The sequence below is a fragment of the Priestia sp. USM5 genome (assembly GCF_058323215.1).
In genome coordinates this window covers 74,892-91,983 of record NZ_JBSGKN010000004.1, presented here as the reverse complement: position 1 = coordinate 91,983, position 17,092 = coordinate 74,892, and the positions used below count along the sequence as shown (strand labels likewise).

16 protein-coding genes are annotated in these 17,092 nt (G+C 32.9%); 6 read left to right on the top strand and 10 right to left on the bottom strand.

The window, feature by feature from the left end:
• The first annotated feature begins 120 nt into the window (after positions 1–120).
• The 3 genes from istA to ACWATA_RS26620 are packed head-to-tail and all read left to right on the top strand — an operon-like array spanning position 121 to position 3,392.
• Positions 121–1,668, top strand: a complete 1,548-nt coding sequence (gene istA, locus ACWATA_RS26630) for an IS21 family transposase (RefSeq protein ID WP_205663309.1) — start codon at positions 121–123, stop codon at positions 1,666–1,668.
• Positions 1,665–2,423, top strand: coding sequence for an IS21-like element helper ATPase IstB (gene istB / locus ACWATA_RS26625; protein WP_205663157.1), 759 nt, complete (start codon positions 1,665–1,667; stop codon positions 2,421–2,423). The genes istA and istB overlap by 4 nt, the downstream gene beginning before the upstream one ends.
• A 45-nt stretch (positions 2,424–2,468) precedes the next feature.
• Positions 2,469–3,392, top strand: a complete 924-nt coding sequence (locus tag ACWATA_RS26620; protein ID WP_473050379.1) for a M42 family metallopeptidase — start codon at positions 2,469–2,471, stop codon at positions 3,390–3,392.
• A gap of 107 nt (positions 3,393–3,499) precedes the next feature.
• Here ACWATA_RS26620 and ACWATA_RS26615 read toward each other — a convergent pair whose 3' ends face one another.
• The 7 genes from ACWATA_RS26615 to qoxA form a co-directional block, all read right to left on the bottom strand.
• Complete coding sequence (locus ACWATA_RS26615) at positions 3,500–4,411, bottom strand: COX15/CtaA family protein (protein WP_473050378.1); 912 nt, start codon at positions 4,409–4,411, stop codon at positions 3,500–3,502.
• A 202-nt stretch (positions 4,412–4,613) separates the two neighbouring features.
• Positions 4,614–4,793: a hypothetical protein gene (locus ACWATA_RS26610; protein WP_473050377.1), complete on the bottom strand. Its 180-nt coding sequence runs from the start codon at positions 4,791–4,793 to the stop codon at positions 4,614–4,616.
• Positions 4,794–5,184: 391 nt separating this feature from the next.
• Entirely contained in the window at positions 5,185–5,412 is a 228-nt protein-coding gene (locus ACWATA_RS26605; protein WP_473050376.1) for a hypothetical protein, read from the bottom strand.
• Between the two features lie 826 nt (positions 5,413–6,238).
• A complete protein-coding gene (qoxD, locus tag ACWATA_RS26600; protein ID WP_221815868.1) occupies positions 6,239–6,538 on the bottom strand; it encodes a cytochrome aa3 quinol oxidase subunit IV in 300 nt (99 codons plus the stop codon).
• Positions 6,531–7,160, bottom strand: coding sequence for a cytochrome aa3 quinol oxidase subunit III (gene qoxC / locus ACWATA_RS26595; protein ID WP_221815869.1), 630 nt, complete (start codon positions 7,158–7,160; stop codon positions 6,531–6,533). Before qoxC ends, qoxD begins: the two co-directional genes overlap by 8 nt.
• A 13-nt stretch (positions 7,161–7,173) precedes the next feature.
• Positions 7,174–9,129, bottom strand: coding sequence for a cytochrome aa3 quinol oxidase subunit I (qoxB, locus tag ACWATA_RS26590; protein WP_473050374.1), 1,956 nt, complete (start codon positions 9,127–9,129; stop codon positions 7,174–7,176).
• 17 nt (positions 9,130–9,146) lie between these two features.
• Positions 9,147–10,130, bottom strand: a complete 984-nt coding sequence (qoxA, locus tag ACWATA_RS26585; RefSeq protein ID WP_473050373.1) for a cytochrome aa3 quinol oxidase subunit II — start codon at positions 10,128–10,130, stop codon at positions 9,147–9,149.
• A gap of 374 nt (positions 10,131–10,504) precedes the next feature.
• Between qoxA and ACWATA_RS26580 the strand changes: the two genes are divergently transcribed.
• Positions 10,505–11,362 (top strand): polysaccharide deacetylase family protein, encoded by an 858-nt coding sequence (locus tag ACWATA_RS26580; protein ID WP_473050372.1) that lies wholly within the window; start codon positions 10,505–10,507, stop codon positions 11,360–11,362.
• Between the two features lie 69 nt (positions 11,363–11,431).
• Here the strand turns inward: ACWATA_RS26580 and ACWATA_RS26575 are convergent, their stop codons facing one another.
• Entirely contained in the window at positions 11,432–12,688 is a 1,257-nt protein-coding gene (locus tag ACWATA_RS26575; protein WP_473050371.1) for an alkaline phosphatase, read from the bottom strand.
• 551 nt (positions 12,689–13,239) lie between these two features.
• Here ACWATA_RS26575 and ACWATA_RS26570 point away from each other — a divergent pair.
• Positions 13,240–14,169, top strand: coding sequence for a cation diffusion facilitator family transporter (locus tag ACWATA_RS26570; RefSeq protein WP_473050370.1), 930 nt, complete (start codon positions 13,240–13,242; stop codon positions 14,167–14,169).
• Between the two features lie 215 nt (positions 14,170–14,384).
• On the opposite strand, the gene ACWATA_RS26565 is transcribed toward ACWATA_RS26570, so the two are convergent.
• Positions 14,385–15,707 carry a sensor histidine kinase gene (locus tag ACWATA_RS26565; protein ID WP_473050368.1) on the bottom strand — a complete coding sequence of 441 codons (1,323 nt, stop codon included), beginning with the start codon at positions 15,705–15,707 and terminating at the stop codon, positions 14,385–14,387.
• A 633-nt stretch (positions 15,708–16,340) separates the two neighbouring features.
• Between ACWATA_RS26565 and ACWATA_RS26560 the strand changes: the two genes are divergently transcribed.
• A complete protein-coding gene (locus tag ACWATA_RS26560) occupies positions 16,341–16,502 on the top strand; it encodes a hypothetical protein (protein ID WP_221815878.1) in 162 nt (53 codons plus the stop codon).
• Between the two features lie 109 nt (positions 16,503–16,611).
• Here ACWATA_RS26560 and ACWATA_RS26555 read toward each other — a convergent pair whose 3' ends face one another.
• Positions 16,612–16,980, bottom strand: a complete 369-nt coding sequence (locus ACWATA_RS26555; RefSeq protein WP_221815879.1) for a DUF423 domain-containing protein — start codon at positions 16,978–16,980, stop codon at positions 16,612–16,614.
• Between the last annotated feature and the right edge of the window lie 112 nt (positions 16,981–17,092).

Here is a 17,092-nt window from a genome sequence, read left to right as displayed (position 1 = left end):
ATATAATTGACAGTTTTTGCTCAACGTAATTTTACACTTTTGCTTCAATAAGCTAGAACTCTAGTAAAATAATAGAAGGTGTTATTTTACTGGGGGGACAGCGTTTTGGAGGAGAAGCTAATGCTTTATTTAAATATTCAACAATTACATCAACGGAAGTTTAAAGTATCTCAAATTGCACAGGAGCTCAAAGTATCAAGACCAACCGTTTATAAATATTTAAAAATGACGTTTGAAGAGACAAAAGCATACATGGAACAGCTTCAAGGCAAAGGTAAGAAGTTGGATCCCTACAGGGATTGGATTATCGCTTGGCTTGAAGAATACCCTCATCTCAGTGCAGCACAAATCCACGATTGGCTCTTAGAGCGTTATTCCGATTTAGTTGTTGGCGAGAGTACAGTAAGAGCCTATGTGAAAGAGATGCGGGAGATTTATCAGATTGAGAAAAAAGTAATAATTCGGCAATATGAAGCAATCCCTGAACAACCTATGGGTAAGCAAATCCAGGTGGATTGGGGAGAAACGAAACAGAAGACAACTGAAAAGAATGAAATTAAACTATATTTTATCGCTTTTGTCTTAGCTCACTCTCGATACAAATACATGGAGTGGCAGGACCGGCCTTTTACAACAAATGATGCCATTCGATGTCATGAAAATGCATTTCAATTTTACGGAGGACGTACAGAAGAAATTGTGTATGATCAGGATCGTTTAATTACAGTAAGTGAAAATTCAGGTCAGCTACTTTTAACTTCTGAGTTTCAAAGCTATGTAAATGAGCGTAAGTTTAAAGTTCATTTATGTCGTAAGGCAGACCCAGAATCAAAAGGAATGATTGAGAACGTTGTAAAGTACATAAAGGGAAATTTCGCAGATAGCCGAGTATTTAGCAATATTGAAGATTGGAATAACCGTGCATTACAGTGGCTACATCGCACTGGAAATCAACATGTTCATCACACAACTAAAAAAAGACCAGCTGAAGTGTTCCCCGTCGAAAAGCAACACTTACAGCCCGTCTCTTCACCACTCTCATATGAAAGCGTCATTACCCAAAGTATAACAAGGAATATTAGTAAGGACAATACAATACGGTTTAAATCAAACCGTTATTCCGTTCCTCTCGGAACGTATAGTGCAGCCTCTGATAATGAGGTTTTTATTGAAGTCACTTCGAGCCAACCGCCAACGCTGATTATCCGTAAACAGTTAGATGGAGAAGTAATTGCTGAACATAGCATTAGTAATGAAAAGGGAAAGCTTATTCAACATCTACATCATATCCGGGATCGCTCAAAAGGTATTGAAGAATTTAAGCAACAACTGGTTTCACATTTTGAAGATCAGGAACGTGCAACTTCTTATTTAAATGAAATTTGTTTAAGATACCCAAGGTATCGGCGTGATCAGCTCATAATCATTCAAAACACCCTTGAGAAATATCCAATGTGGATTGAAGCCACCTTGACTAAATGCATCATAGATAAACTTTACAGCGCCAATGACTTTCGAGATATCGCAAACCACCAAAATGCATTACAAACTGAATGTACCCAAAAGGTTAAGCCTCCCTTTATAAAACATTCAGGTAAAGACAACATCATAGTGACAACTCGCTCCCTTACTGCTTACACAAGTATTTTAGGGGGTGACCCACAGTGAATAAGACTGTAAATGACTTGCAGGAACACTTTCGCCAATTAAGGTTATCCGAAACAGCTGAGGAGCTACCAAAGCTCCTACGTGAGGCTGAAAAATCTTCTTGGACGTATTTAGAATTTCTTGAATCTATTACGCGTTACGAACTTAGAAAACGCGAAGTAAAGAGTTTAGAAAGAAGAATGAAGTGGGCGCACTTCCCTTACGTGAAGTCATTAAGTGAATTTAATTTAGAAGAGCAAACAGCTTTAACGGGACGTCAATTGACCCAGCTCGCAGAGCTAAACTGGCTTGAGCAGCAGTATAATTTAATTTTATTGGGACCGCCAGGCGTTGGTAAAACATTTTTAGCGATTGGTTTGGGGGTTGAGTCTATTCACAGAGGTTTCAACGTCTATTTCGTAACTATGGGTGAGCTTATTCATCTTTTAAAAACGGAAGAGTTTCTAAACAAATCAAAAGTGCAGCTAAAGCGATTAAGAGGCGCCGATCTGATTATCATTGATGATTTAATGTACATGGCAATGGATCAGCGAGAAGCAAATTTGTTTTTCCATTTAATTAATCATTTGTATGAACGAAGTTCTATCATTCTTACATCCAATAAAAGCCCTGAACAGTGGGGTGAACTAATGGGAGATCAAGGAATTACTACTGCAATTTTAGATCGTTTACTCCATCGTGTAGAAGTCATTCATATGGATGGAGATAGTTATCGAATGAAACATCGAAAAAGTGTATTTTCAGCAGAAGTGTAAAAAGCAAATAAGCAAAAAGTGTAAAATTCGACTTGACGTCTACACATGGTAAGTGAGATTACCAAAGACGGTTATCTTCGGTTTGTTTCCCTTGGTGGTTGGTGGGACCAAGTCTTGCTAGCACAGAGAGTAAAGGTAATGACAAAAGATAAGGAGTTCACTGGAGTAATTGGATCTAAGCCTCCACATATCTTACAGGCTGAGGAACTTAAAAAAGTCTATCCTATGAGAGAAATGTTTATTGATATTGGAGCAAATGACAAAGATCAGGTAAAACAATGGGGCATTAAAGTGGGTGATCCTATTATCCCAATTTGTCCATTTGAATTGCTTCCTGATAATGATACTATTCTTGCTAAAGCACTTGATAATCGGGCTGGTTGCTATCTGGCTCTTGAAGTGCTTAAACAGATTAGAGAAGTAAATCATTTAAATACAGTTTATTGCGGTGCTACAGTTCAAGAAGAAGTTGGTCTAAGAGGAGCTGCTACTGCACCTTATATAATGGAGCCAGATCTTTCTATTGCAGTAGATGTGGGGATAGCACAGGATGGACCAAGTGATAACTCAAATAAAGCAAAGTTAGGAAGTGGCCCCTTAATTACATTTCTTGATTCCTCACTGATTCCACATATATCTTTGAGAGATTTAGTTATAGAAATTGCAGAAAAAAATAGTATACCATATCAGGTAGATATAATGCTCGGTGGGGGAACAGATGCAGGGAGATTTCATTTATTTAAAAAAGGTGTACCTACAATAGTGATAGGAGTTGCAGCTCGTTATATTCACAGTCATGTATCAATGATAAGTAAAAAAGATTTAGAAAATAGTGCAAAATTACTAACAGAACTAATTAAGGAACTTGACGCTAATAGATTTAACCAGCTTTTTAATTATCCATTTTTGATGGAATTACCCAAAAGTTATATTGGGTTTCACCTCAGCTATATAAATAATAAAGTGTAATTCACTTCTACAAATAACTAAAATTGTAACAAAACATCAATAAACTCTTTTACCATTTTATCGATATTTTATAAATTTTCTCTAATATATCTAAAAGGAAATCTAATTTAATAATCGTCAATATTTATTTTGGGGTTATTAATAAATATCAAATAGGCGACTATAATACTTAATAAACTTAATGAAACAGTTGAAAATATTGTATGGACAGATTCCAAAAATGAATTTAATTCGTTTATGTACGAAATAAAACTTAACAATGAATCAAACACAATAAAAACTAACAATAACATTGACATAATTCGAAGAGTAGTGTGTCTAAGGAAAACAAAAAGGTAGATGCCTCCCAGTAAAATTACAATGGAAATTATACTATGAATAAAGTGTAATAAGTCCGGAACCAGAGGTTTTTCAAATATACGCTCTAATTCATATCCTCTAAAATTTTCTTTATTGAGATGTACCTGTTTAAAAAACACGCCTAAGATGATGTTAAGGTATAAACATATAAATAATTCAATCGCAGGAAGATTTATTTGACCCGAGATGGGATTATCATCATGATTTTCATTTACTGCATTTTTGTATAGTTTTATCGTTAAAAAAATTAAACAGACTAGCAAAGATAAACTAAATGCTATCTCAAGTGTTGTAAACATGAGACGATTTCCTAATTGAACATTTAATATTCCTATTACTAATTGAAGCAAAAACAAAAACAAGCTCAATAATACTAATATTATAAGAGTAGTTTTTTTTCTATGATTACTTCTAAAAATAACAATAAAATTGACTAGGATTGTAGCCCCTAACAAAATAGTAAATAGTCGGTAAGAATATTCAAGCATTGTATGATAATTAAAGACATCAGGAAACCAATAGCCATTACACTTTAACCAAGTGTTCTCACAAGCTATCGTTGAATTTGTAGATAATTTAATGTTCTCTAAAAGTAACGTAAAGAAAGTTAAAATCGTAGTTCCTAAGGAAAATAAAAAAGAAAATTTATTTGTTAACATGAAAATATCACCTCTTTAAATATGTTAGGTGCCTCACTCTATATTATGAACACATGAGCATTCTTTCATTTATAAAAAATACCACTACAAAGAAGAATTAACAATCCTGTTCCCGATTTTTAAAAATATATATCTTTCATTCCAACAAATCCTATTATTAAAAATAGGATTTGTTGGAGTAACTATATTTTTTGTAAAGAGCTTATGGTTTTGAAGTTTCAGAAAAATGCTTGTTACTTACAGATGTAGGAATTTCACCCTTGGCTTGAGAAACATTCTCCTTGTAAGGGTCATTCACATTTACTTCATCCGAAGTATATCCAGCAGTATTAAATCTGTCATCTCCTAATGTAGGTTGAGAATCTTTGAACTGGTTCTTCATCACGCACCTCCTAACGGGAATAAGTGTAGTATTCCCGTATTCAAGGAATTTAATGATTAGTGTAGTTTAGAGGAATGTGTGAATGTTTTTATGCGGTCTTAAGTTTTATAAAAAGGAAATTTATCGAAAAAACCTCAACTATTTTAGTTTGAAAATTATCATTACTTCAAATTGTTAAATGTTTGATATTTAATATTTAACAATAAGTTTCACCTTTATTAAAAGTAAGTATATATCTTCTTATTTAAGGTGCAGGGGTGTTTTTTTTGACGAGTTTATTCCATATATTACGATAATTCCTTTTTAAGTAAACGGAGTTTTCTTTATACATCGACCCTCTTTTATAAAAAGAGAATCAATACATTGTTAAAACTAAAAATTAAATTTAGTATTAAAAAGGCACATTTTTTATGTTCTTTTGTACCAGTTCTATTTGTTTTTCCAACTGTTTAATTTTCTTCTCTAATTGTAATTTTTGATTTTCATCTTGTATTTCACTTAATTCTTTCTGTAACATTAAAGCTTTGTTTATAAACATATCTCCAATCTTCTCTAAACATTTTCCAGTGAATTGTAGAATGTTTTTAAAATCATCTTCATTATTTATCTTTAAATTCATAATGACTCTACTCCTTTTTTCTTCAACTATTTTAAATTATGCAAACGAAGCTTGGAACGAATAGTAATTTTTGTGAATAATTATGAATTTTACAAAAGCTAAACAAAAAAATTTGATACAGACCTCTTTTTTAGATAACGGTTCTCTTTCGAATTTGAATAAGTATTTCACATAATTAAATACTCAGCTTTATTTTTTTAATAAGTTATTATATAATCTAATTATCAGTTATTTGAAAAAATCATCTAAATAAAAAACAAAGCTCTATTTTTAGAGGTTTGTTTTTTATTTTCTTGTTGTCTTTTATCTATATGGTTAACGTAGTAAGCCTTATAGGAAGCAAGCCATTGGAACGAATAATTCTGATAGCTTTAAATATGTTGTATATCTTAAAAGGTAATAAAATTAAAACAGGACATGAAAGCTTAGCCATTAACTTTCTTCCATAGTTAATAAAGGAACTACCTATACTAATGTTCCCTTATTATTAAGTAAAACTCTTTCATGTGTTGGATAAATGTCATATAAATAAAAAAGAGCAAACTTGGAGGTTTGCTCTTTTTTTATTTATTAAATCTTATGCTGTTTGTGTCAGTTTCTTCTTCAGTACCTTTCTTTTCGTGATATAACGAACAGTAAAATAAAAACCTAATATATAGATAACAGATAAAGCATGGAAAGAAAACGTCTCTACTATTGGAAGGATATAGAGCCACACGCCTACCCAATCAGGAAAATGAACATTAATGGTAGCTATGCTCATCCATGCTACTAATTAGATAATTATTTTTCATTTTTAATTTTTTCATACTTCATTATTGTGTTACTAATGCATAGAACCCATTACCCATACAGTACCTGCAACGATGACAATTGCTATAAAAGCTGCAAATAGCATATTTCCAGATTGCCAAATACCATTTTTACTTTCGGTCATGTGCATAAACATATACAGCTGGATTGCAGCTTGAATGAATGCAAGAATAAATACAATAATAACAACTGTATTAAACGGCAAATTCATATATAATCCTACCCATAAGGCTATAAGTGTTAAAGCAATTGAAAGCATAAAACCAATTACATGAGACCATGGAAAATGATTATTAGCTGATTTACTAGCCATTATATGCCACCATCCCTAATAAATAAACACCTGTGAAGATAAAAATCCATACAAAGTCTAAAAAGTGCCAGTATAAACTTGATATAAATACCTTTTTAGCAGTATTAGGTGTTAAACCTGATTTAATTGACTCAATAAGAATTAAGATTATCCAACCGATACCAATCGTGACGTGAAGACCGTGTGTTGCGGTTATTAAAAAGAACGCAGACCAAAATGCATTTGTCCCAATTGAAGCTCCTTCTTCTACATATAAAATGAACTCACTGATCTCCATATATATAAAACCCAAACCGAACAGTAATGTAATAATCATCCATACTATCATAGATGTTAGATTGTTTCTTCTCATTGCATGGATTGCTAAGCCACAAGTAAAACTACTTGTTAGCAATAAGAACGTCATAATCAATACGCCTTTTAGTTCAAACAACTCTCCAGGCAATGGTCCACCTGCTGTGCTACCACTAAGGGTAAAATAAGTTGCAAATAAGGTGGCAAATAAAGCAACTTCCGCCCCCAAGAAAATCCAGAATCCAAATATATTTAATCTACCTGTTTCAGACTGATATTCTAAGGGCGTGTCAGCACTCATATAATGATTATCGTGTCTATGTGCCATATTTCACGCCTCCTCATAATGAAACCTTCTGTTCCGTATTTTTGATTTCTTCTACACTGACATAATAGCCTTTGTCCTCTTTATTTGAACGGATTGAACGAATTATCATACATGCGAATACACCAATAACTCCTAATATTGCCATCCACCATAGTTCAAAGACTAGTCCAAACCCAGAAACAAAGAAAAATGCTGACATAATAAATGGTCGCCCCGAATTACTAGGCATATGAATTTTCTTATACTCAACCTTTTCCGTCTTCCCTTTCTGTTGCTCTTCTTTCATGAGCCAAAAAGCATCTAACCCTTTAACTTCAGGGATATGTGCAAAGTTATAATGCGGTGCAACAGCAGTGGTTGTTGCCCATTCAAGAGTACGCCCATTCCAAGCATCTCCACTAGTTTCTCTTTTAGCATAACGGAAACTGTAGTAAATATTATAAACAAGAATTGCAAAACCAATTGCCATACCTACAGCGCCAATCGTGGAAAGAACATTTAATCCAGTCCATCCCTCTTCTGCACCATACGTATAAACACGCCTTGGCATACCTGCAAACCCTAAGAAGAACTGAGGTAAGAAACAGATATTAAAGCCAATTGCAAAGAACCAAAAACTCCATTTACCAATTCGTTCATTTAATTTATGTCCAAACATTTTTGGATACCAGAAAATCAGACCTGAGAAGCAGGCAAACACAGTTCCGGCTATTAATGTGTAGTGGAAGTGAGCAACAAGGAAGTACGTATTATGGTATTGATAGTCGGCTGCTGCCATTCCCAGCATAACACCCGTTACTCCACCTATCACAAAAATTGGAATGAACGCAAGTGACCAAAGCATGGCCGTAGTAAATTCAATCTTTCCCTTATAAAGGGTGACCAACCAGTTAAATATTTTTATTCCAGTTGGAATGGCGATAGCCATCGTTGAGATTGAAAAAATAGAGTTAACTCCTGCGCTAGCGCCCATTGTAAAGAAATGGTGAACCCAAACAAGGAAACTTAGGGCAGAAATGGAAACGATGGAAATAATCATTGCTTTATAACCAAACAATGTTTTTTTGGAAAAGGTCGAGATAACTTCCGAGAAGATACCAAATGCCGGAAGAATTACAATATATACCTCAGGATGTCCCCAAATCCAGAAGAGGTTGGCCCAAAGCATTGGCATCCCACCGTCCATTAAAGTAAAGAAATGGGTTCCGAATAACCGGTCAAATGTCATTAATGCTAATGTGACAGTTAATACAGGAAATGCGAATACGATAATAAACGCTGTAATTAACGATGTCCATGTGAACATAGGCATACGGAATAATGTCATGCCAGGTGCCCGCATTTTTAAAATAGTAACAATAAAGTTAATTCCTGTTAATAAAGTGCCGATTCCAGAAAGTTGAAGACCAATTAAATAATAATTTGTCCCTGGTCCAGGACTTCCCTCATTTGCTAAAGGTGCATAGTTTGTCCATCCAGCGTCTGGTGATCCACCAAATACAAAAGAAATGTTAAATAACATTGCTCCAAAGAAAAACGTCCAGAAACTTAATGCGTTGAGATATGGATAAGCTACATCTCTAGCCCCAATTTGTAATGGAACTACTACGTTCATTATGCCAATTAAAAATGGCATCGCCATAAAAATAATCATAATGGTACCATGTGTGGTGAAAATTTCATTATAATGCTCAGAAGTTAGAACCTTAGAATTAGGTAATGTTAGTTGGGCTCTCATTAATAATGCATCTACACCGCCGCGAAATAGCATCAGAATAGCTGAAATAATATACAGAATCCCTAATCTTTTATGATCAACTGTTGTGAGCCATTCCGTCCAAAGCCATTTCCATTTTTTAAAGTACGTTAAAACAAATAGAATTCCGATAAGAGTGAGTAAAATTGATATATTAGCTCCAATAATCATCGGATTATTCAGAATTAAATTATTCTTGATAAAATCAATCATCTTTGGTTCCTCCTTTCTTATTTAGAGTGCGATCCATGCTGGGAACTAGAGCTTGATTCGCCTTCTACTTGGCTATCATCATTTGTACTTTGATTTTTTTCAGGATTAACTGAAACACCATATTTTTCACGAACCTTTAATGCATATTCCGAAGATGTCGCATGGTCTACGATATTTAAGTGAGTAGATGAAAAAGTCATCTTCTTAGCTACTTCAGGCATCATTAATTTCTCATACTGTTTTTCAGTTAATTTCGGTGCATTTTGTTGAGTGTCTTTTACCCAATTCTTATAATCTTTTTCATTTTGGGCTAAAACAGTAAAGGTTTGATTTGCAAAACCTTCCCCTGTAAAGTTTGAGTTTCTACCCTTATAGAGTCCAGGTTCATCAGCTTGAAGATACAACTTATTTTCCATCCCTGCCATTCCATACTTTTGACCACCAAGTTGTGGAATCCACAAAGAAGACATAGAATCTGCGGAAGTAATTTTGAAAAGGATTGGATGATCTTCTGGGATATTTAAATAGTTTACAGTTTCAATATTTTCTTCTGGATAACTAAATATCCATTTCCAGTCAACTGAAGTAGCGTAAATAACGATTGGTTCTTTATCACGCGTTGACTTTGGTGGTTTTTCCAGTTCATACAATGCTTGTACTGTCGGAATCGATAAAGCGCTAACAATTATGATTGGAATTATGGTCCAAATAATTTCCAACTTTGTGTTACCATGCATATTAGGTTGATAGTCTTTATCCTTAAATCCAGGACGATTACGATATTTAATAACAACCCAGGTAAATAAGACGTAAACAACCACAATAATTAATAACATCCAGAAAATTGATAGCATAATAAGATCACTTTGAATCTTAGCCACTGGTCCCTTAGGGTCTAAGATGACCAGGTTACTACAACCACTTAAAACGAATAATCCTACTCCTAAAATAAGGGTTAACAATGGTTTGAATAGATTATGTAATTTTAATCTTTTAAACATATTTGTTCACCTTCCTTTCTAAACTACCAATCATAAAACAAATTACTATTGGCAGAACAGATTTAATATTTACGTACATATACTATCAAAAGTCGTAAAAGTCAGGGGATTGTAATACAAAATTTTTCTCCTCATTTAATCAATATTCGAAAAATAGACTTAATAATTTCATAAACCAGTAACAAATATCACGTAATTTCTTCACAATTACATGATCAAATGTCTTTTTAAAGATTTTTTTACAATAATGGAAAATATGATTCTACAAATTTTCATTATCATATAATGACTAATTTAATGATTTTTACACTATAATTTTTCCATATTTTATAATATATTTATATATAGTAAATTCATAGAAAGGGTTTTTATATGTGAAGAAGGAAATTAAACTAAAAAGAAAATTTTATGTACTGATGACCCTTATGTTAGTAATTGTTGCTTCTTTTTTTGTTATCGTGGAAGTAAGAGGGAGTAAGCTAACAACCAGTCAGCAAACATTATTAAATGCTAGTCCTTTACCATTAAAATCAATAAGTGAGTTTAATCATTCTAAAAAACAAATCAAAATATTAGATCGGAACATGTATTTGTCAAACACAGTTAATAATCAAAATCAGAATCTTATCCAACCTATTTATCTTACATTTGATGATGGACCCACTCCTGATACACTAAAAATTTTAGATGTACTACGTAAGTATGATGTAAAAGTTACTTTCTTTATGTTGAAAAATCAAATGGAATCTTATCCTGATATTGCTAAAAAAGTAGCAGAAGAAGGTCATGCTATTGGATGCCACGGTGTCTCACATGATATCAATATCATTTACAGTAAAGATGGAACTGCTTTACAAGAAATGCAGCAGTGTCTAGCAACTGTCAAAAAAGTAACAGGTATAGATAGTAAGTTAATCCGGGTACCGTATGGTAGTGCTCCTTATCTAAAGGAACCGCATCGCACAGAATTACTTAGCAAATTTCAACTATGGGACTGGAATATTGATAGTGAAGACTGGGCTTTACGTTCTGCACCTAAGATAATTAACTCGATAAAGCCACATATTCAAACTGTTTATCAAAACAATCGTACACCAGTTATTTTATTTCATGATAAATCATTTACTGCTCAGTCATTACCAGCAATTTTAAACTATATTAAAGAAGCTGGATATCAGTCGATAGAAATTGATGACTCGATGGAGCCTATACAGTTTCCAAGTCGCAGCTAATAAAAAAAACACCCTTCAAAATGAAGGGTGTTTTTTACAGAAGATTATAATTTCAGTCTAAATTTTTCATTATTTAAGATTCATTGCTTTAATAAGGGCAGCGTGAATATAAGTGTTTTCATAAACACCCGTGAAAAGTTCAGAATGTGCTCCCATAGCATTAAGTGGTATATCTGAAGAAGTATGTCCTCCAGTAGTCCAATCTACCATAAATTGTTCTTTAGAATTAGCAATGTTGAAAGGGCCATCCTCTTTGGATACACCTTCACCAGATTCATCGCTCTTATCTGTCGTTTCGAGTGAAAGGCCACCAGTTGCATGATCAGCTGCCACAAGAACTAATGTATCTGGGTGAGTCTTTGCATATTTTTTGGCCATTTTTACGGTATTATCTAATTGTTGTCCAGCTTTGATCATAAGCGAAGCATTGTTATTATGAGCCATTTCATCAATGCCCTCTTCTTCTACTACAAGAAAGAACCCTTTTTTATTTTGAGACAACGTATCTATTGCTTTTTTTGTCATGTCTGGTAAAGAAACAGAAGGGTTGTATACAGCTCCTTCCCCTTCAGGAGCTGCTTGGAACATTTCTTCATTCGCAAATAAGCCTAGAACTTTTTGGCCTTTTGCATATTTTAATTGATTACCATTATTAACATACGTATAACCTAACTTCTGAGCTTTGTTGACTAAATTACCTTTTGTTCCTTTGCTGCCCTCTTCTTTATCCTCAGGAGGAGCATCTGGGTAAGAACCTGGATTTCCTTCTGGATACCAATAATCCTCCCCGCCGCCCAGAATAACATCTATCTTGCTATTTTCAAGGTATTGTTTAGCTATATCACTTTGAGCATTTCGATTTGAAACATGGGCGCTAAAAGCAGCAGGCGTCGCATCCGTCACCTGACTTGTAGTAACTAATCCTGTTGCTTTTCCAGACAATTTTGCCTTCTCAAGAACCGTTTGAACTGGCTTTCCTTTCATGTTGACACCAATAGCCCCATTATAACTCTTTACACCTGAAGCCATTGCTGTAGCTGCTGCAGCTGAGTCTGTTACAAAAGAACTTCCTGAAGACGTATGAATCCTACCTGCAGCTGGCATATCATCCATAGCAAGCTTACCGTTTGCTCCTACAGTTGCTAGACGAATAGCATTACGATGATCCGTTCCCATGCCATCTCCAACAAAAAGAATGACATTTTTCGCTTTCCCATTGTTCATTGGAGTAGCAGCCTTTACATTTGAGTGAGTAGTCGTACTGAATGTTAACGCAGCAATCGTTGCAACAGATAAAACAGCAGTTCCTATTAAGCGTTTTTTCATTTTTTTACCCTCATTCTTTAAATTTATTGTAAAACTATTAATCTAACCTAAGCTTAAATTTTATGTATTAAGTTTAATTAAAGAAAAGGTTAAGTATATGTAAAGATGGTGTTGATATAAGTCGCGTAAAAGGAGATATAGTCAAATCCATAAGATGGTTAGTGCATGAAGGACACTACTCTACCTTCTATGCACAGGATTAATAAGTTCTAAACGAAATTTACAACCTCGAATACATAGAACAAACTAAAAGTTGTCATGTATGAAAAAACAAAAATTCTAAGCACATTTTCAAAAGTACTTATTATTACCTAAGCACGAGTAAGAGAAAGGAATCTAATTATAAATAATCGATGGAGTCAATTTTTTGATTACTCTTATCTACTTCCCAATTAAAGATGATATAGTATTTATTTTCTGGAATGCGAAAAAAATGCAACTTAATAATTCAACAAAAGGTTTATGGTTTATTTATGGTTTATTTATAGGGTAATTGTAGAATATAAATACTAATTTAGTAATTAGAAACAAAACAATAGGAGATGAAGTACATGAATTCAAGAGAGGATTCACATAACCATAAACATTCACATGGCCATTCGCATAATCACGGTAAAAATGCTAATAAACAGGCATTAAAACTTTCTTTTTTTATCATCGCCATATATATGATTATTGAAGCTATTGGGGGGGTTATGACAAATAGTCTTGCTCTGATCTCTGACGCAGGTCACATGTTAAGCGATGCTGGAGCTTTGGGGTTAAGTTATTTAGCAATGACTTTTGGAGAACGAAAAGCAACTGAATTTAAGACTTTTGGTTACAAAAGGTTTGAAGTTCTAGCAGCATTTATTAATGGCCTTACCTTAATTATAATTTCTTTGTATATATTCTGGGAATCATATAAACGCTTTTCACAACCACCTGAAGTTCAGAGTTCAGGAATGATTATTATTGCCTCCATTGGATTAGTTGTTAATATTATTGCTGCCTATATCTTAATGAAAGGTGATAAATCAGAAAATCTTAATGTAAGGAGTGCTTTTCTTCATGTAATTGGAGATTTACTTGGTTCTGTCGGTGCTATAATTGCAGCTTTATTAATTATGTTTTTCGGATGGAGCTTAGCTGACCCAATTGCGAGTGTACTAGTGGCTATTCTTATTATTATTAGTGCTTTTAGGGTAACTCGAGATTCTATTAATATTTTACTGGAGGGAGCTCCCTCTCACATTGATGTCACTCAAGTACGGGAGGCTCTTATTGCTATAAATAATACATTAGAAGTACATGATCTTCATATTTGGGCCATTTCATCCGATATCCCTTCTCTCAGCTGCCATATCGTAGTTAATGACTTGAAAAGTAGTTCTATGGTTATGAACAGTGCTAAAGAAATATTGGAGAAACAATTTAAAATAAAACATACTACTATACAGATAGATACTCCGGAAACTAAGTGTGATATTGAAGAACATTAAAATGACGAAAAGAAAATATGTCATGCTGTCAGAGAAAAATCTATAAAATAAAAAATCCGTCCTATTACTAACAGGACGGATTTTTCTAAAATTGTGAGTATAAGGAATTAATCCCTATCTTCCACCTTAAGAAATTATATTGTAACATAAAGAAATTAGAAATTGAAAAATCTTTTATACCTTATTCACAAGGCATGAAGATGCTTTTCTCATCCTTATGCCTTTTTAGATAAAGGGATTCGAATTGTAAATGTACTTCCTTGATTTAACTGACTTGAAACCTCAATTGTTCCACTATGAGCTTCTACAATCAATTTAGCAATAGCCAACCCTAATCCATTTCCACCAGTTTGTCGGTTACGTGATTTATCTGATCTATAAAACCGATTAAAGATTAGATGAAAATCTTCTTGTTTAATTCCTATACCAGTATCGCCAACTTTAATAAATAAAGTTGGGCGTTGCTCATATAAATCAATTAATAATTGAAGGTAAATATCTCCACCAGGTGGAGTATATTTGATACCGTTATCTAACAAAATGTACAGCAGCTGTGTTAATTTTTCAAGGTCCCCTTGTACTATAATGGATTCAGAAGCCTCTAAATGAATATCAATATTTTTTTCCTTGGCAAAAATCCTAGTTGAATCAACTACTTGTTGAACTGAAGGTCGAAAATTAAACGTTTTAAATGTTTGTTCAAGTTTATTTGAATCTGAACGAGCTAATGTTAACAAATCACTTACTAATTTAGTCATACGCTTCACTTCATTCCTCATATTATGGAGAAGTTTCTGAGTGAAGTTATTTTTTTGTGTATCAATTGTCATTTCAATTGCATCTAGAGAAGATAACATAACGCTTAAGGGAGTGCGCAATTCATGAGAAGCATCAGCAACAAATTGACGTTGCTTTTCGAAAGAATTCGTAATAGGAAGCATAGATCTCTTAGACATCAAATGGCTTATAAATACTGTAATACCGAAAAATAAAACAACTAAAATTATTAAAACTACAAGAAGCCAATGAAATAATTGATAAGCAAACGATATATCTTTCCCTATATACAGCATCCCTATATATTGATTTTCATAAAAAATAGGATGACCAGCTATCATAAGACGCACTTCGCGAGACTTTTGAGATCTACCCAAAGTAACATTATCTCTATCCTGATTAATTTTTAATTCAGAATAAGTTATATTTAACTTTTCTTGATGTGTATCAACTTTTCTAGGGTTCCATTTTTGTAAAAGTTTTAATATTTGTGGTCGGAGTTGAATATTTACTTCATCTGCTATAATTAAATTCTTTTCCGAGTCTTCTATATAATAAAAAAATTGGTCAGCATCTTTTTGAGTTAATTCATGTGTCTGAATATCATTTAATTTTTTTTTTCCCTTTTGCTGTGTTAAATAATTCTCCATAATATTCTTTTTGTTCTCTGCTATATTTTCCAATTTATCCTCTTGAATTTTCATGGTTCCTATGTAAAGTATTGAATAAACAACCACTACAAAAAGAATAAGAAAAGTCATGATTAACCCACTATATAGAAAAGTCAAGCGATTTTGTGTACTTTTAAATATGTTTATCCTCTTATAATTAATTAAATTTTTAGGTAACCTCAGGAAATTAAGTTTCAATTTTAAACCAATCCTATTTAATGGAGTATAGTGACTTATTATTACTATGTATAATTTATTTTAACAAATATTAATTAAGAATATGTGAATGAAGTGTTACAGATTTATGAGTGGAATTTTTATTTTTATACATAAATTTATTGCATCAATAAGTTTCTTTATTAGTGAAATAATTAAATGTAAGTATTGTCATCTTTTCTATAGATTAATTAAGAACATTTATAAAAATATTTTAATTGTGGTGTGCTTAATAGTTATTAATTTCCCCCTAACATAAGAAAAAGGATTCCTCGCTAATTTATACGAATTTGTATAAGAATATAAAAAAAGGGGATTTTACATACAGAGAGGACCTTAAAGTGCCTGCTCAATGACTAATATTAAAAATACCATGAACCTACATTGATTATTAAATCTAGTGGATCCCAATAATGTTTGTTTATGGTTTATGCTCCCCTTAAAGTTCTATGAGTTAACCAGAGAATTAAGATGCAACATAGTAAAATTTAAAAAGGAGGGATATAGGTGGTAAGAAAAAAAGAAGATTCACCTAAAAGTTACAATATAGAATCAACCAACTTGCTTCAAAACATGACAAATGAGATTGGAATTCCAGAAGGGTTTTCAAATGAAATATCATATGAAGACATACTACCAGGAATAGATGAGGTAACAACACAAAGATGAAAAAATTAATGAAAAACAATTATTTATACAAAAATTAACAAAATAACCAATGGAAAACAACTCTCTTAAAAATAAGTTTTTCATTGGTTATTTTATTGTTTTGGGACACTTACAATTTAGATAACGGTATAACCAACAAAATCCAAGCAATTATGAATAAAATTCCCCCTAATGGAGTAATTGGGCCCAATACCTTAAGACCTGTTACACTAAGAAGATAGAGGCTTCCTGAAAAAAATAAAATTCCAATTACAGAAAGCCACCCAGACCATTTTAGAGCTCGCGAACTAGGAATTTTATATAGAAATAATCCAGCTAAGATTAAAGCTATAGTTTGAAACATTTGATAAGTTACACCTGTGTTCCATACGGTTAACATTTCGGGTGTAACTATGTTTTTAATTATATGAGAGCCAAAGGCCCCTAAAATTATACAAAAGATAGCATTTACTATGCCAATTACAAAAAAGCGTTTCATAAATTTATTCTCTCTCCTAAAATATAAATTATCTAGTCTGGTGCAATAAAATCATAAATATTTAAAGAATTAATTACATTATGCAGTAAATTTTTCTGACGAATGTTACACC

What these genes read in the sequence shown, in the direction of transcription:
- istA (WP_205663309.1), top strand. Translation starts at nt 121, where the DNA reads ATGCTTTATTTAAATATTCAACAATTACATCAACGGAAGTTTAAAGTA.
- ACWATA_RS26620 (WP_473050379.1), top strand. Translation starts at nt 2,469, where the DNA reads ATGGTAAGTGAGATTACCAAAGACGGTTATCTTCGGTTTGTTTCCCTT.
- ACWATA_RS26615 (WP_473050378.1), bottom strand. Translation starts at nt 4,411, where the DNA reads ATGTTAACAAATAAATTTTCTTTTTTATTTTCCTTAGGAACTACGATT.
- ACWATA_RS26610 (WP_473050377.1), bottom strand. Translation starts at nt 4,793, where the DNA reads ATGAAGAACCAGTTCAAAGATTCTCAACCTACATTAGGAGATGACAGA.
- ACWATA_RS26605 (WP_473050376.1), bottom strand. Translation starts at nt 5,412, where the DNA reads ATGAATTTAAAGATAAATAATGAAGATGATTTTAAAAACATTCTACAA.
- qoxD (WP_221815868.1), bottom strand. Translation starts at nt 6,538, where the DNA reads ATGGCTAGTAAATCAGCTAATAATCATTTTCCATGGTCTCATGTAATT.
- qoxC (WP_221815869.1), bottom strand. Translation starts at nt 7,160, where the DNA reads ATGGCACATAGACACGATAATCATTATATGAGTGCTGACACGCCCTTA.
- qoxB (WP_473050374.1), bottom strand. Translation starts at nt 9,129, where the DNA reads ATGATTGATTTTATCAAGAATAATTTAATTCTGAATAATCCGATGATT.
- qoxA (WP_473050373.1), bottom strand. Translation starts at nt 10,130, where the DNA reads ATGTTTAAAAGATTAAAATTACATAATCTATTCAAACCATTGTTAACC.
- ACWATA_RS26575 (WP_473050371.1), bottom strand. Translation starts at nt 12,688, where the DNA reads ATGAAAAAACGCTTAATAGGAACTGCTGTTTTATCTGTTGCAACGATT.
- ACWATA_RS26570 (WP_473050370.1), top strand. Translation starts at nt 13,240, where the DNA reads ATGAATTCAAGAGAGGATTCACATAACCATAAACATTCACATGGCCAT.
- ACWATA_RS26565 (WP_473050368.1), bottom strand. Translation starts at nt 15,707, where the DNA reads ATGACTTTTCTTATTCTTTTTGTAGTGGTTGTTTATTCAATACTTTAC.
- ACWATA_RS26555 (WP_221815879.1), bottom strand. Translation starts at nt 16,980, where the DNA reads ATGAAACGCTTTTTTGTAATTGGCATAGTAAATGCTATCTTTTGTATA.